This is a genomic window from Halosolutus amylolyticus (assembly GCF_023566055.1).
GTDB classification, from domain to species: domain Archaea; phylum Halobacteriota; class Halobacteria; order Halobacteriales; family Natrialbaceae; genus Halosolutus; species Halosolutus amylolyticus.
Genome location: NZ_JALIQP010000001.1, coordinates 475,150 through 489,442 on the forward strand (window position 1 = coordinate 475,150; position 14,293 = coordinate 489,442).

Consider the following 14,293-nt stretch of genomic DNA (forward strand, 5'->3'; position numbering starts at 1 on the left):
GTGAATGCCGCAGTTGAGAGAGACGGTGAGCGGCCGTCGGACCGCGTCAGTCCGCAGCGGGTGCGACGGGCGGCGATCGGCCTGTCTCGCGCCCGGTCTCGTAGACGTTGCCCCCGACGACGACGCCGTTCGCCGCGGTCGATCGCCGTCGCGGCCCGTAGCCGGCGATCGGGGTCGCGAGTCGCCAGAGCGTCGTCAGCTGACAGAGGGCGAAGCCGAGGACGATCAGCCCGAACCCGCCGATCGTCGCGAGCGTGATCGACTCGCCCAGCAGGGCCCACCCGACGAGCGACGCGACGACGGGCGTGGCGTAGTTGACGAGGCTGAGCTGGCTCGCGCCGACCCGCTCGAGCAGGACGAAGTACGCGAGGAAGCCGCCGGCCGTGGCGACGACCGACAGGTACGCGAGCGCGGTGATCGTCGCGGGCGTCCACGCCGCCGCAGTGATCGGCACGGTTTCGCCGGGGTGGGCGAAACTCAGCCCGTGCAGGAGGCCCCCACCGATGGCCATCGCCCACGTCTGGAGCGAGATCACCGGCAGCGTTGCCTGGATCCGCTCGGTCAGCACCGAGCCGAGCGCGAAGACGAACGCGGCCACGAACAACAGTGCGACGCCGACCACCTGGCCGCCGAGCGAGCCGCCGGAGACCGCGATGACGACGACCCCGACGAGGCCGAGGAGCAGGCCGACGACGGCCGGTGCGCGGAGCCGTTCCTGCGGGAGCAGGGCGATCGCGAGCGGCGGCGTCACGATCGGCGTCAGGCTGAGGACGATCGCCGAGACCGCACTCGAGACGTGCGACTGGCCGAGAAACAGCAGTCCGTAGTGGGCCCCGACCATCAGTCCGCCCGTGACGGCGATCGCGGTCACGTCACCGCGGGTCCGGGGCCGCCACTCGAGGCCGAGGACGGCGATGGCCCCCACGAACAGCAGGGTCGCGACGTCGAGTCGTAGCGCGGCAAAGAGGATCGGCGGCAACGTCGCCAGACCGACCTCGATCGCGCCGAAGGCGGTCCCCCAGGCGATCGCGAGCGCGACGAACAGCAGGAGATCTCGCTTCGCAGTCATTTCAATACGAAATGGGACTCGGACACTTGTATGTTGCCATCCGGCCGTAAGAGTGCCTCTCGGTGGCGAATTCGGAGATAAACGATAACAAATGACATAGTCGGCGGCACCCGTGCTAGTAAGTGACCAGACACTATGGTACGGTCCCGCAGACGGTAGGAGATGGGGCCACGTCGCGTCGGCGCACGGCGACGAAGAGCGGACGAGGCACGACGACGAGGACGGTGTCAGAGAGGCTCAGTCGGAACGGACGACGATCTCGCCCCGCATGGTCGTCTCGTGGGGCCGGCAGACGTACCGCCGCATGGCGTCGCTGGCCGTGAACTCGAGAACCGACTCGTCACCGTCGGGTTCGGTGACGATGTCGGTCTGCAGGTCGTCGACGACTTCGCCGTCGTCGTCGCGGATTTCGACGTTGTGAGGGGCGCCGTCGCCGTCCACCCACCCGATCGCGTACGGTTCGCCCTCCCGTAGGACGAGCGTCGGATTCTCGCGGTCCTCGATCTTCCTCGGTGCCTCGCCCACCCAGCCCGCGATTTCACCGACGAGTTCGACCCGCGTTCCGGGTGCGATCTCGAACTCGGGGGCGTCGTCCTCGGTCCCGTCGTCGTCGGTGGCGTCCTCGTCACCATCGGCGTCGTCGCTGAAGGACTCCGAACCGACCTCGATCGCCCCTCGCATGGTGTTCGCATGGGGGTCACAGTGGTAGCCTGCCAGTTCGTCCGTGGCGGTGAATTCGAGCGGTTCCGATTCGGCTTCGGGATCGCTGGTCAGTGGCGTGCGGAGGTCGTCGACGACCCGTCCGTCCGCATCGACGAGCTGGAGGTTGTGGGTCTGTCCGTCGCCCTGCACCCAGTCGAGTCTGTAGGTGTCCCCCGCCGCGAGGTCAAGTGTCGGGTTTTCCACGCCCACGATCGGGGCGGGTTCGACCCCGACCCAGCCACTGATCCGGGCCTCGAGCAGAATCTCCGTCGGATCGTCGGCGTCGGCCGCGTCCGCACCGTCGCTTTCGTCATCCTCGGCATCGGTCGCGTCGTCGGAGTCGTCTTCCTCGTCGTCACCGGTTCCGCCGGGATCGGTGTCGTCCGCCGGCGCGTCCGCATCGTACGAATCCAGACAGCCCGCAAGCAGGGCCGCCGACGCGGACGCGCCGGCTAACCGAATCGTGGCCCGACGTGACAGCTCGTTGTTCAGTCCCATACGATAACTGTTCTCCGGCGGACAATAAACGATCGGGTCGGGTAGCGATCGGTGCGACGACCGGCGACGTCGGCCGATCTCGGTCGACACATCGCGACGGTCACAGGAGTCCCCGGATCCGACCGCCGGGCGAACTGACCGGGGAAAGACACGCAAGACGATAGGCGGTCGGGAGAATAGCAGGTGTCGAGCAGTAATAAACAAAACGTGAAAGAGATCCGCTACGGCGTCGTCGGCGACGATGCCGAGTTACTGCATTTCGATGTCGCCGCGCATCCCGCTGGAAGCGTGAGGCTGGCACACGTACTCGACGATGTCGCTGCTGGCCTCGAAGTCGATCGTCTGGTCGTCGGGGGCCTCGTCGCTAGTCGTCTCCGTCGCCTCGATGGGGTCTCCGTTCTCGTCCCACAGCTCGATGTTGTGGCCCTGGCCGTCGCCCTCGTCCCAGCCGATCGTGTAGCTCTCGCCTTCCTGGAGCTGGAGCGTCGGGTTCTCCACGTCCTCAATCTCGGACGGGTTCTTGCCGTACCAGCTCAGCGAATCCGCGCGGAACATGATCTCCGTATCGGGATCGATCGCGTAGGGGCCCTCGCCACCGTCGCTGTCACTGTCGTCGTTCCCGTCGCCGTCGTCGCTGGAACAGCCTGCGACGAGTGCGGTTGCCGCCGTCGCGCCCGCAAGTTTCATCGTCTTCCGCCGCGAGATATTGCTGTCTCGTGTCATCAACGGTGAGTTGGGACTGAATACATAAAAATTAACACGCTCTACCGCCGCCTAGTGATGTATTCTCATGGCACAGGATTGCGGCAGAATTGGCCACAAGCCCGTCATATTGCCGGATCGTCGTGTTCGTCAACGAACCATTACTCCCAGTTAGGCATCATTTCCGCCGCCGGCCCCCAGCCTCTCGGGACGGTTCAGCGAGAGGCGCACGAACGCCGGCACCGCGACGACGGCGATCGCGATCTCCAGTCCGCCGACGACGAGGAAAGCGAGTTCGTACGAGTACGCGCCGGCGACGGTGCCGCCGACGAGAAAGCCGCCGAGGAAGCCGAGGCTGCCGGCGAGGTTGAACCCGGCCATCGCGACCCCGCGCTCGCTCTCGTCGGCGAGGTCGGTGACCAGCGCCATCGTCGCCGGGGCGACCAGCGCGCCCAGGACGCCTACGGCGACCATGGCGACGGCCGCAATCGGGACCGACGGCGCGGCACCGACCGCCAGGATGCCGGCCCCGTAACACAGCGACCCGACGACGATCGGGATCGTCCGGCCGATCCGATCGGAGAGCGCACCCATCGGGTACTGCAGGAGGGCGAAGGGGGCGAAAAAGCACGCGAGCAACAGGCCGGTCGCCGCCGCGTCGACGCCGAACGCCTCCTGGAAGTAGAGGGTGCCGACGAGCGCGAAGAACCCGGCCGTCAGCCGATCGACGAACCCGAACGCGTAGGGAATCGACAGGGTCGGCCGCCGTCGAACGCCCTCGACGAGCGCGCGAGCGGTCCGGCGCTCGCTCGGGGCGCGATCGTCGACGAGGGAGACCATGCCGCCGACACAGAGGAGCAGACCGCCGGCCACCACCAGCGGTGCGATCGGATCGAACTCGGTCAGTCGACCGCCGACGGGCGCGCCGAGGGCCGCCCCGAGACCGATCGCGATCCCGGCGGCCCCCATGTTGCGGCCGTGGCCCCCCTCGAGGTCCATCAGCATCGTCATCGTCAGCGAGAACGCGCCGATCGTCATCGCACCCTGCACGACTCGCAAGACGAGCACGCCCTCGAAGGGAACCGACCCGAGCGCGGGGGCGACGGCGAGAGCCGCGTAGCCGATCGCACCGGCCACCGATCCGGCGACGATGAACGGCAGTCGCCGGCCCGTCGCGTCGCTGGCGAGCCCCCAGACGCCGACGAACGCGACGTAGGCGGCGAATTCCGCGACCAGGAACCACATGCTCGCGTCGAGTGCCGTCTCGGCGAACGGCGACGTCGTCGCGTCCGCTCCCAGCGCCTCGACGAGCGTCGCCACGCCCGGATAGAGCAACACCTGCGAGAACAGCACCGCGAAGACGACGGCGGCGAGCACGACCCGATCGCGATCACTCGACTGCACGCGCTGGCGTTGGCGCTACGAGCCTATCAAACCGTCCGTCTCGGTCCGCCGGCGAGGACGGAAACGGGCGATCACGGCACCGCCGTGTCGGACGCGGTGTAGGGTGCCCGTCCGCTGACGTCGAACCCGGCGGCGACCGTCGTCCGATCGCGACGGGAGCGGTTCGCGCGTGCCGATCCGGATTCGATCGCCGGCGCATTTCGGTCGACCGGGGACGGCCACGAGAGAGAATGACAGCCACGACCAGCGGTTTTTGCCGTTACTGAGACGCATATGAACGTGGAGAAGTATGCACACTAAACATGAGCGACGACGAGAGCGACGGGCCCGACGCCGGACCGCCGGAGCCGGGAATCGGTACACGGAGCGTCCACGCCGGACAGAGCCCCGATCCGGAGACGGGCGCGGCGGCACCGCCGATCCACCAGACCACCTCGTACGTGTTCGAGGACGCAGACACCGCCGCGGCCCGCTACGCGCTCGAGGACGACGGCTACATCTACTCCCGGATCGCCAACCCGACCGTTACCACGCTCGAGGATCGGCTCGCCTCTCTCGAAGGAGGGGCGGGCGCGGTCGCGACGGGGAGCGGGATGGCCGCGCTCGATTCTGCAGTCCTGATCCTCGCCGAGGCGGGCGACAACGTGGTCTGTTCGACCGACACCTACGGTGGAACCACGGCCTACTTCTCGAAGACGGCGAGTCGGCGAAACATAGAGCCGCGGTTCGTCCCCACCCTCGAGTACGACGCCTACGAGGACGCGATCGACGCGGACACCGCCTTCGTCCACGTCGAGACGATCGGCAACCCGTCGCTGGTGACGCCGGACTTCGAGCGCGTCGCCGAGATCGCTCACGACAACGGGGTGCCGCTCGTGGTGGACAACACCTTCGCGACGCCGGCGCTCTGTCGCCCGCTAGAACACGGGGCCGACGTCGTCTGGGAGTCGACGACGAAGTGGCTCCACGGCTCCGGCACGACGGTCGGCGGCGTGCTCGTCGACGGCGGGTCGTTCCCGTGGGGCGAACACGGATACGACGAAATCGCCGGCCAGAACCACGCCTACCACGACGTCGACTTCTCCCGCGACTTCCCCGAGGCACCGTTCGCCGCGGCCGCCCGGTACCGATCGCTCCGGAGTCTCGGCAACCAGCAGTCGCCGTTCGACGCCTGGCAGACACTCCAGGGCATCGAGTCGCTTCCCCTGCGGGTCGAGAAACACTGCGAGAACGCGGCGATCGTCGCCGACTACCTCGCCGAACACGAGGCCGTCGCGTGGGTCACCCACCCGGGCCTCGAGAGCCACGAGACCCACGACAACGCCTCGCGGTACCTCTCGGACTACGGCGGGATGATCGCGTTCGGCCTCGAAAGCGGCTACGAAGGCGGCAAGACCTTCTGCGAGAGCGTCGAGGTCGCCCAGTTCCTCGCGAACATCGGCGACGCGAAGACGCTGGTGATCCACCCGGCGAGCACCACGCACGGCCAGCTCACCCCGGAAGAACGGGCGGAAGCGGGCGTGACGGACGACCTGATCCGGATGTCGGTCGGAATCGAGGACCCCGCGGACGTCCTGGCCGATCTGGACCAGGCGATCGAGACCGCGACGGGGATCAGCGACGGACCCGGAGGGGACGCATGACGACGAAGAACGTGATCGATCTCGGGGAGTTCCAGTTTCTCTCCGGCGAGTCGATCCCGACACTCGAGGTGGCCTACGAGACCTACGGCGAGTTCACCGGCGATAATGCAGTCCTCGTCTGTCACGCGCTGACCGGGAGCGCCCACGTCGCCCGGCGGCCGGACGCGGGCGGGGAGACGGCGGGTCAGGCCCGCGCCTGGTGGGGCGACGTCGTCGGCCCCGGGAAGGCGATCGACACGAGCGAGTACTTCGTGGTCTGTGCGAACAGCCCCGGTTCCTGCTACGGGACGACGGGTCCTGCCAGCGAGAATCCGGAGACGGGCGAACCGTACGGCACCGACTTCCCCCCGGTGACGGTCGGCGACTGGACCCGCGCCCAGCGACGGCTGCTCGACGAACTCGGCGTCGGTCGGCTCCACGCCGTCGTCGGCGGTAGCGTCGGCGGGATGAACGTCCTGGACTGGCTGCGCCGGTATCCCGACGACGTCGACCGCGCGGCCGCCGTCGCGACCGCGGCACGACTCGACGCGCAATGTCTCGCGCTCGACACGGTCGCCCGGCGCGCCATCACGAGCGATCCGAACTGGAACGGCGGCCACTACTACGGTGGCCCGGAACCCGAAGACGGCCTCGCCCGAGCGCGCCAGATCGGGCACATCATGTACCTCTCGAAGGAATCGATGGGGCGCAAGTTCGGCCGCCGCTCCGCGGGTCGCGAGGCGGTCCGCGAGGAGCCGCCGGATCCTGCGGCCGCGTTCTTCCCCTACCGCGAGGTAGAGTCGTACCTGGACTACCAGGCCGAGAAGTTCACCGATCGGTTCGACGCGAACAGCTACCTCTACATGACCCGGGCGATGGACGACTTCGACCTCTCGGCCGGCTACGAGTCGGACGCCGACGCGCTGGCGGCCTTCGAGGGGGAACTGCTCGTACTGTCGTTTACCGGCGACTGGCACTTCACCGTCGAGCAGGCCGAGGCGCTGGCCGAGGCCTGTCGGGAGACCGGCGTCGACGTCGCCCACCACGTCGTCGAGTCCGACCACGGTCACGACGCCTTCCTCGTCGAACCCGAGAAGGTCGGACCGCCGGTCTCGGACCTTCTCGAGACCGGTCTGGCCGGTCGCACGATCTCGGACACCGCCGGCGACGAGACCGACGAATCGGAATCGTTCGCACCGGTCCACACGAGCCTCTTTTCGGAGTGATATATCTTCACTGAAGAATGTGAGTAAATGATGGGTGGGCCAACAGATACATATAACAGGGGTATTCGGGGTGGTACCGTCCGATACTGGTCATTCAGTGCCGTAAATTATAATATCCTTCTATATGATGTGTCACCGATGGCAGAAGACAGCCAACTCGAATACGAGGAAGAACAGACCGACGGGCAGTCGGCCGAACGGCCGGCAGCAACGGCAGAGAGCGGGACTGACCTCCCGCTGAAGGAGGGTGCCGTGTTCGGTGCCGCCGCGTTCCTGCTCAGTTACGCCGTGACGTGGGCGATGACGGTAACGACGTTCGCGGCCAGCGCCGTCGACACGAGCGGTGACGTCCCGGGGACGTTCACCGTCGCGGGGTGGTCGCTACTGGCGAACCTCGGTAGTGCGGTCGAGATGGAAGGAGAACCCATCTCCATCGGTAGCGAACTGGGGGCCGCCAGTCCCGCCGGGTATTCGACGATGATCGTCCTCACGTTCCTCATCATCGTCGCTGCAGGCTTCGCGCTGGCTCGATACGAGGGTGCGGAGGATCTCGAATCCGCCGCCAAGTCGGCCGTGCTCGTCGTCCCCGGCTACCTCGTGCTCGCACTGCTCGTCGCCGTCGCGACCTCGTGGGAGAGCAACGCGAATATCGAGTTCGCCGTCGCCACGGGCGACGCGGTGCTCTACTCCGGAATCCTCTTTCCGGCACTGTTCGGCCTCATCGGTGGATTGCTCGCCGTCTGGCCGGCCCCCGTCGATCGGGTCATGGCACAGATCGACGGCTAACCGGATTCGGTGTTCCGGTTCGACTCGACCGATGCCGCACGTTCGCGTTCACCGCGGGTGATGTGGCGGAGACCAGTTCTCACCGAGCGGTTCGACGGGGCGAGCGTTCGCCTCAGTCAGTTTTCGTCGGAGAGGAGCCGAACCGCGAGATACAGCATACCGGCGGTGACGGCTCCACCGGCTACGATAGTTTCGACGTCGATACCGACGAACTGCTGACTAGCGGTGTCGTCTGCTTCGGGATCAGAGGTGCCGTCCGCACGAACGAGAACGACAGATCGCGTCTCGCCCCCGGCGTTGGCCGATTCAAGCGCGAACACGACAGTTTCGGTGTTCCGATTGGTCCCAGATAGTTCGAATTCGTGAGTCGCGGTATACGCTTCGGCACCGACGAGCGTCCCCACCGACTCGCCGCCCGACTGGCTCGCGATACCCGGGGAGGTCTCGATGCCGACTTCGACCCCCTCGCTCGGTTCGTCGCCGACGTTTTCGATACGGATCTCGATTTCGGCCGGTTGACCGGCCCGGATCGACGACGTATCGGTCAGTACGTCGATCGACCGAATTCTGACGCGGGGGCGGAGTTCGACGCCCTCACGAACCGATCGGGCGGCCGCTTCGGAATCGGCGAGGGTGGCATCAGCGTCTGTCAGTTCCGATTTTGCCGCGTCGATCTCAGCGGCGAGTTCTCGATCGGAGACGGACTCCGGATCGGCGACCAGCGCGGTGATCGTCGCCAGCGCCTTGGCACGGGTGAGTTGCGCAGAGAAGCCTGAAACGAGGTGATTCTGAAGGGTTTCGGTCGTGTCGATGTCGGGCTGGCCGGGTTCGTGATCCCTGGCGACGCTCGACCTTGCGAGTTCCGATCGCTCTCCTCCGGTGTCGCCCAGTTCGGATGCGAGATCGATCGCGATAGCCTCGGCATCGTCGTATCGTTGGTCGATCAACGCGTCTTCGAACGAATCAAGCAGGCGAGCCACGTCGGACATCTCAGTCACCCCCGGTGAGGTCGAACAATTGGCCTCTCGCGATCCCGGTCGTCGCCGTCGTCATCGGTGCGAGAACGGAGTAGTACGCTCCGGTACCGACGAGCAGATTCGAGACGTCGTAAAAAACACTCAGGAGGTCCTCGACGAACCCGATGAGACTCCAGATCAGGTCGAGAACGGCGCTCAAATCTCGTTCGTGCCAAACGTCGGCGAGGGCGGCCAGAATTCCGTCATCGTCGTTGACTAGCCCGTCGTCGACGGCGCTCATCGCCTCGCTCGCGATCGCCAGTCTGTCGTCGACCGTCCGGGAACCGTCGACGAACTGGCGGTTCGCGTCTTCCTCCGTTCCCGGTAGTCCGTCAGCCGCGACCGCATCTGCGTTGATCTGATACTGCAACTCCAGCAGGTTCGGACGATAGAAGATCGTCTCCGTTCTGAGCCGCTCGAGTTCGGCGACCGGAACAGTTACCGCGTCGATCGCGTCGCTGATTAGTTGTTTGATTCCGCCGTAGGTGATCGGTTCGGCCGGGTCGAGGGCCTGCTCGATCGCGTTGGTTTCCGCTTCCGCTAGCCGTTCGGCCTCCTGCCGGGGAGAGACGCCGTCGGAACCAGGCTCGCCGTCGCTGAAACAGAGATCGAGTGCCCTGGTGACCGCCTCCTTGACGAGGTCTGCGAGCTCGCCGACCAGAGTGAGCACTAGATCGTTAGTCGTGAAGTGTGCGGCAACCTTCTTGGCGAGTATCTTCGGGAGCGCGAGCAGCTGAATAACGGCTTTTACCCCGGCCCGCGCGGTCCGGTGAATGAGGTGGTAGTCCGAGAGTTCGCTGTACTCTCCCGGCCCGAGACCCGTGTTTGCGTCCTGAACGATGCGCTCTCCCCAGAGATGTCTGGTAACGCTCGCCGCCGCCGTTTCGAGATCGAGATCGCCAGCTTCGACGCCGGCTGTCAACTCCGTGAGGAGCGTGTCGGCTCGGTCCGCTTCCGTGAGGCTGATCGACGCGTCGTCGATCGTCCCGGCGAGTTCGCGTTTCGTCCGCTTGCGCCGACCGAAAGGGGTCAGCGTCAGTTCGATGTCGAACTCCTGCGTTTCGTTCGCCGCCACCGATAGCTCGTCTCTGAACCGTTCGAAATCGACGTCGTCGACGACGACTCTGTAGGTCGCGTTGCCGGGGAGATCGACGACGTACTCGCCGTCGGTATCGGGAGACACCGTCGATTGTACCTCACCCGTCGCCGCGTCGACGAATTCGACAGCCACCCCAGACACGTCGTTTCCTCCAGAATCAGTCACGACGCCGCTCACCGAAACGGGTTCGTCAGCCGGGTCCCCGAGTCCGATCGCCCACACCGACGGCGACACCCCGCCAGCGGTCGCATAGCCGCCCGCCGCGTACCCGCTACCGACCGGCCGGTGGACGTTGAATCGAGCATCTCCGCCACTCCCGTACATCTCCTCCCACTCGAGACCCCCAACGGCGTCGAGAGACAGGAGCCAGCCGCGATCGGTACCGCCCTCTTCGGTCCACCCCGCGACGGAGTACCCGTCGGGGCTCGCGGCGATCGAGAGGGCACCGTCGGACGTCCCCCCACCGTAAGTTCGCTCCCACTCGAGGGTGCCATCCTCGTCGACTTTCACCACCCACACGGTCGGGTCGTCTCGCGCCGGGGGCGTCGTCGTCCCGGCGAAGGCGAATCCGCCGTCGTCGATCTCGACGAGACCGTAGCCGATCCGACTGCCGGCCGCGCCGTACGTCCGACTCCACTCGAGGGCACCGTCATCCGAGACCACGCCGAGCCAGGCGCGGCCATCGTCGCCGTCCGCTGACGCGCGAGTGCCGACGAACGCGTACCGCCCCCGTGAGGCCGTGACGACGTCGTACAGTTCGCCCGGGCGATCGTCGTCGTACGTCTCCTCCCACTCCAGGCTTCCCGTCGTGTCGATCTTGAGCAGTCTACCGACACCGTCGCCGAACGCGCCGCCGAGGTAGTGCGTTCCGCCGGCGGCGACAACCCCGCCGTCGTCCGCCCGCGTGACGGCGTGGGCCGCATCGTTCGTTCCGGATCGGCCGAACGGCTCCAGCCACGCGAGGTCGCCGTCCGGATCGACCCGGCCGACGATAGTGTCCAGAGAGGTAGAGCCCTCCGACGCAGATCCGCCGCAGAAGAGGACGTCCCCCGTCTCGCTCGTGGTCGCACCGATCGCGGCGTCGTGTCCGTCGCCACCGATTCTCTCCGACCACACGGTCTCGCCGTCGCGATCGATCCGTCTTACGAGTACGTGCTGGGCCCCGCCGGAATCGGTTTCCTGTCCGACACAGATCACCTCGCCGTCGGCCGTCGTAACGACATCCTGAACCACGGCGTCGCCAGCGGCGTCGTCCGTCCACTGCCAGTTGAGCGATGGTGCCGAATCGCCGTTCGAGACGGCCGACGACCGCACCTTGGCCTGTTCGTCCTCAGTAGCGCTCGCAGAGTCGACGCCCGCCGTGACGTATCCCGCCAGCGGGAGGAGACCCGCCCCGGCGAGGCCCCGCAGGAGGTGCCGTCGATTCGGATTCATCGAATCGACACCCTCTTCCGGCGCCCGTCTACGCGGTACGATCGACGCTCGCACCGTAACGGGGCCGCCGTCATTTCTCCGCCTCCTCGTCGCGTTCGTCGGAGCGATCGGGCGCGGGTTCGGACGGTTCGGTCGCGGGATCCGACTCGTCCGCTTCGCGTTCGACCGTCTGCACCGCCGCATCGGCTGGCTCCTCGGTCTGCTCCTGATCGATCGCGTCGCTCGATCGATCGGGGTCGTCCGGCCCTCGGTCGGTTTCGGCGGCCGTTGCCGAATCGGTTTCGGCCGACGTCCCCGGATCGAGGCCCGACGACACGTCCGTGCGCTCGTCCTCGTCGTCCGATCGGAACAGCCAGGCCGCACCCGCCCCGAGTCCGCCCAAGATGGCCAGTTTGATCGGATCGTCGAATATCGAGCTACTCGCCGATCGTTTCTCGAACGGGCGGATCGGCTCGTCGACGACGGTGTCAATCTCGAACGTGTGGGGGAACGACCGTTCGAGTTGGGGATACTCGCCGCCGCTGACCACGGCCGTAACCTCGTAGGTCCCCGTCTCGGTCGGATGGTAGTAGTTCGAGTAGATCCCGTCGCCGCTGACGTCATCGGGGCCGCCTCCCTCGTCGTAGAGCGAAATCTTTTCGACGTCCTCTGGGTCGCCGTCGGGCGGCGTCACCTCGAGGTGGGCGTCCGCGCCCACGTACCGCCGGAATCCCTCCTCGACTTTCAGCTGGAACCGGACGTATCCCGTCTGCTCGTAGAGGTCGTGAGTGACGAACAGGTCGGCATCGACCGTCGAGGAGGCGTGGGCTCGAACCGTGGTAGTCTGTGGATCGTCAACCTGAACGACGTCGAGTTGGTAGTGCCACTCGCCGGTCGGCGGGTCCTCGATCGTCCAGACCTCGTAGGCGTCCCCGACACGGTGGCTGACCTCGCCAGACTCGGTCACCTCGTTCCCGTCCGGGTCCGTCACCGTCAACTGCATCTCACTGCCCTCGTAGGTGTTTGCGAACTGGACGTCGTTGCAGCTGCTGTCGACCGAGCAGTCGCCCTCCAGGGTATCGCCCTCGTCGACTTCCGCCTCCTGGGTGTCGATTTCCGAGCGTTGCTGGGAGTCGACCTCGAGTTCCCGGTAGAGGTCCCGGATAGCGCCCGGATCAGCACGGATTTCGGCTTTCGCGCCGGTCTGTGCCGCGATGTACTCGAGCTGTCGTTCGTCGATCGCCGTCCCCATTCCAAGCGTGTGCACTTCGATTCCGCGATTTCGCAGCTCTGGAAGCACTTCGTCGACGTACGGCGGTTCGTTCTCCTCTCCATCGGAGAGCAGCAGCATCGTCTTCGGCCCGGATTCGTCGACAATCGTCTCCATCCCGCGTCGCATTCCGGCGCCGATGCTCGTCCCGCCGCCGTCCCGCAGTTGATCGACCTCGGCCTGCATCGCTTCGCGGGATGTGTCGTCGACGACTGTCGTGTCCGTGACGACCGATGCGCTGTTGTCGAACTCGACGAGACTCACCCGGTGGCCGCCAACGATGAGATCGAAGAACTCGCGGAGACTGCTCTGTGCAGCCTCGAGACGACTCTTCTCTCCTCCGTCTTCCACCCAGCCCGTATCCCGTTCGCTCATGCTCCCCGACGTGTCGACGACCAGAGAGATGTTGACGGTGTCGACGATGTCGTCGTCCTCGTCGCCGTCGTCGTCCCACGAATAGTGCAACGTCTCGCCGACGAACACGTCGTGCGAGTCGCTCGTCAGTACGTGTTCCGTCGCCCGATCGTCGTCCGCCGGATCGGCCTGGGCCGTCTCGACGGAGCCGGCTTTCCAGACGAGCGACCCGCCTTTCGGACGCGGCAGATCGTCGTCGTACTCGACGTCGGTCGCGGCCGACGACAGCAGTGGCCGCGGGTGGTGTTGCAGTCCCGTAAACTCGGCTCGATCGCTCCCGCTCCAGTCGTCGTCCGGGGTCCGGAGCCGCTCGATCTCGTCGATCGAGTCGGCGAGTACGTACCCGCCGTCGGTGCCGGCGGTGAGTTCGCCGTCCGTCGAGCGCGTGTGTTCGACCGTTCCGGAGATCGCAACGGCGGTCCCCGGCTCGACGGAGTCGGACTCCGGAGCGAGCGCGAAGACGAAGGGGACGTGTCCGTACAGGTCGTAAAAGTCCCGGTCGGTCGTCACCGCCGAATCTCCACCGTCGACGATTCCGCCGTAGTAATCGCTGTGGATCCCCGTCACCCACAGGAGGTCGTACGACTCGAAGCGATCGGCCGGTACCGAGTCCACCGCCAGCGGCCAGGCGACTGCGGAAAACAGCTCCGAGAACGCATCCGAATCCGTATAATCGACGTCCTCCCAGTCGAACCGATCGCGCAAGACACCGTACTCCTCCGCGGACGTGGCTCGTTCGAGAACGTACCCCGGAACGGTCACGTCGGCGCCGACGACAGGTGCATTCTGGCTTCGCACCTGAACGAATCGGTCGACGATCCATGCGATCGATACGTCTGACGGTAACGCGTCGGTGTCCAGCGCATCGTACGACTGTGTCCTTCCCCCCTGTGCGGTCGCCCTCCCCTGTGCGGCCAGGCCCATCGTCGTGGCCCCCGCAACGAACTGCCGCCGCTTCATTTCATCTAACTATTAAAACATTCTGACTTTAACCTTCTGGCTACGTTTACTGTAAGGGAAAATGATATTTACGCACCGATGTGGTCGACGAAGGGAGCAAACCGCCCCGTTT

10 protein-coding genes are annotated in these 14,293 nt (G+C 66.1%); 3 read left to right on the forward strand and 7 right to left on the reverse strand.

The features are described 5' to 3' along the window. Positions 1 to 46: 46 nt before the first annotated feature. From MUN73_RS02295 to MUN73_RS02310, 4 genes are all read right to left on the reverse strand, one after another. The gene (locus MUN73_RS02295) at positions 47 to 1,069 is read right to left on the reverse strand and encodes a DMT family transporter (RefSeq protein WP_250138831.1); all 1,023 of its coding nucleotides are present in this window, start codon (positions 1,067 to 1,069) and stop codon (positions 47 to 49) included. Positions 1,070 to 1,306: 237 nt separating this feature from the next. Continuing rightward, positions 1,307 to 2,269: a plastocyanin/azurin family copper-binding protein gene (locus MUN73_RS02300; protein ID WP_250138832.1), complete on the reverse strand. Its 963-nt coding sequence runs from the start codon at positions 2,267 to 2,269 to the stop codon at positions 1,307 to 1,309. Between the two features lie 249 nt (positions 2,270 to 2,518). Further along, positions 2,519 to 2,992 carry a plastocyanin/azurin family copper-binding protein gene (locus MUN73_RS02305; protein ID WP_250138833.1) on the reverse strand — a complete coding sequence of 158 codons (474 nt, stop codon included), beginning with the start codon at positions 2,990 to 2,992 and terminating at the stop codon, positions 2,519 to 2,521. A 150-nt stretch (positions 2,993 to 3,142) separates the two neighbouring features. Further along, complete coding sequence (locus tag MUN73_RS02310) at positions 3,143 to 4,375, reverse strand: MFS transporter (RefSeq protein WP_250138834.1); 1,233 nt, start codon at positions 4,373 to 4,375, stop codon at positions 3,143 to 3,145. Positions 4,376 to 4,677: 302 nt separating this feature from the next. On the opposite strand from MUN73_RS02310, the gene MUN73_RS02315 reads away from it, so the two are divergent. From MUN73_RS02315 to MUN73_RS02325, 3 genes are all read left to right on the forward strand, one after another. Beyond that, entirely contained in the window at positions 4,678 to 6,018 is a 1,341-nt protein-coding gene (locus MUN73_RS02315) for an O-acetylhomoserine aminocarboxypropyltransferase/cysteine synthase family protein (protein WP_250138835.1), read from the forward strand. Further along, positions 6,015 to 7,223, forward strand: a complete 1,209-nt coding sequence (gene metX, locus MUN73_RS02320) for a homoserine O-acetyltransferase MetX (RefSeq protein WP_250138836.1) — start codon at positions 6,015 to 6,017, stop codon at positions 7,221 to 7,223. The genes MUN73_RS02315 and metX overlap by 4 nt, the downstream gene beginning before the upstream one ends. A 138-nt stretch (positions 7,224 to 7,361) precedes the next feature. After that, positions 7,362 to 8,009: a DUF7978 family protein gene (locus MUN73_RS02325; RefSeq protein ID WP_250138837.1), complete on the forward strand. Its 648-nt coding sequence runs from the start codon at positions 7,362 to 7,364 to the stop codon at positions 8,007 to 8,009. 116 nt (positions 8,010 to 8,125) lie between these two features. Here the strand turns inward: MUN73_RS02325 and MUN73_RS02330 are convergent, their stop codons facing one another. The 3 genes from MUN73_RS02330 to MUN73_RS02340 all read right to left on the reverse strand — a co-directional run bounded on the left by MUN73_RS02330 (position 8,126) and on the right by MUN73_RS02340 (position 14,181). Next, complete coding sequence (locus MUN73_RS02330) at positions 8,126 to 8,998, reverse strand: COG1361 family protein (protein ID WP_250138838.1); 873 nt, start codon at positions 8,996 to 8,998, stop codon at positions 8,126 to 8,128. A 1-nt stretch (position 8,999) separates the two neighbouring features. Further along, complete coding sequence (locus MUN73_RS02335; protein WP_250138839.1) at positions 9,000 to 11,558, reverse strand: carboxypeptidase-like regulatory domain-containing protein; 2,559 nt, start codon at positions 11,556 to 11,558, stop codon at positions 9,000 to 9,002. 70 nt (positions 11,559 to 11,628) lie between these two features. Further along, positions 11,629 to 14,181, reverse strand: coding sequence for a VWA domain-containing protein (locus tag MUN73_RS02340; RefSeq protein ID WP_250138840.1), 2,553 nt, complete (start codon positions 14,179 to 14,181; stop codon positions 11,629 to 11,631). Positions 14,182 to 14,293 lie beyond the last annotated feature (112 nt).

Excerpts from the sequence above, each read along its gene's own strand:
- MUN73_RS02295 (WP_250138831.1), bottom strand. The coding sequence starts at position 1,069 with ATGACTGCGAAGCGAGATCTCCTGCTGTTCGTCGCGCTCGCGATCGCC.
- MUN73_RS02300 (WP_250138832.1), bottom strand. The coding sequence starts at position 2,269 with ATGGGACTGAACAACGAGCTGTCACGTCGGGCCACGATTCGGTTAGCC.
- MUN73_RS02305 (WP_250138833.1), bottom strand. The coding sequence starts at position 2,992 with ATGACACGAGACAGCAATATCTCGCGGCGGAAGACGATGAAACTTGCG.
- MUN73_RS02315 (WP_250138835.1), top strand. The coding sequence starts at position 4,678 with ATGAGCGACGACGAGAGCGACGGGCCCGACGCCGGACCGCCGGAGCCG.
- metX (WP_250138836.1), top strand. The coding sequence starts at position 6,015 with ATGACGACGAAGAACGTGATCGATCTCGGGGAGTTCCAGTTTCTCTCC.
- MUN73_RS02325 (WP_250138837.1), top strand. The coding sequence starts at position 7,362 with ATGGCAGAAGACAGCCAACTCGAATACGAGGAAGAACAGACCGACGGG.
- MUN73_RS02330 (WP_250138838.1), bottom strand. The coding sequence starts at position 8,998 with ATGTCCGACGTGGCTCGCCTGCTTGATTCGTTCGAAGACGCGTTGATC.
- MUN73_RS02335 (WP_250138839.1), bottom strand. The coding sequence starts at position 11,558 with ATGAATCCGAATCGACGGCACCTCCTGCGGGGCCTCGCCGGGGCGGGT.
- MUN73_RS02340 (WP_250138840.1), bottom strand. The coding sequence starts at position 14,181 with ATGAAGCGGCGGCAGTTCGTTGCGGGGGCCACGACGATGGGCCTGGCC.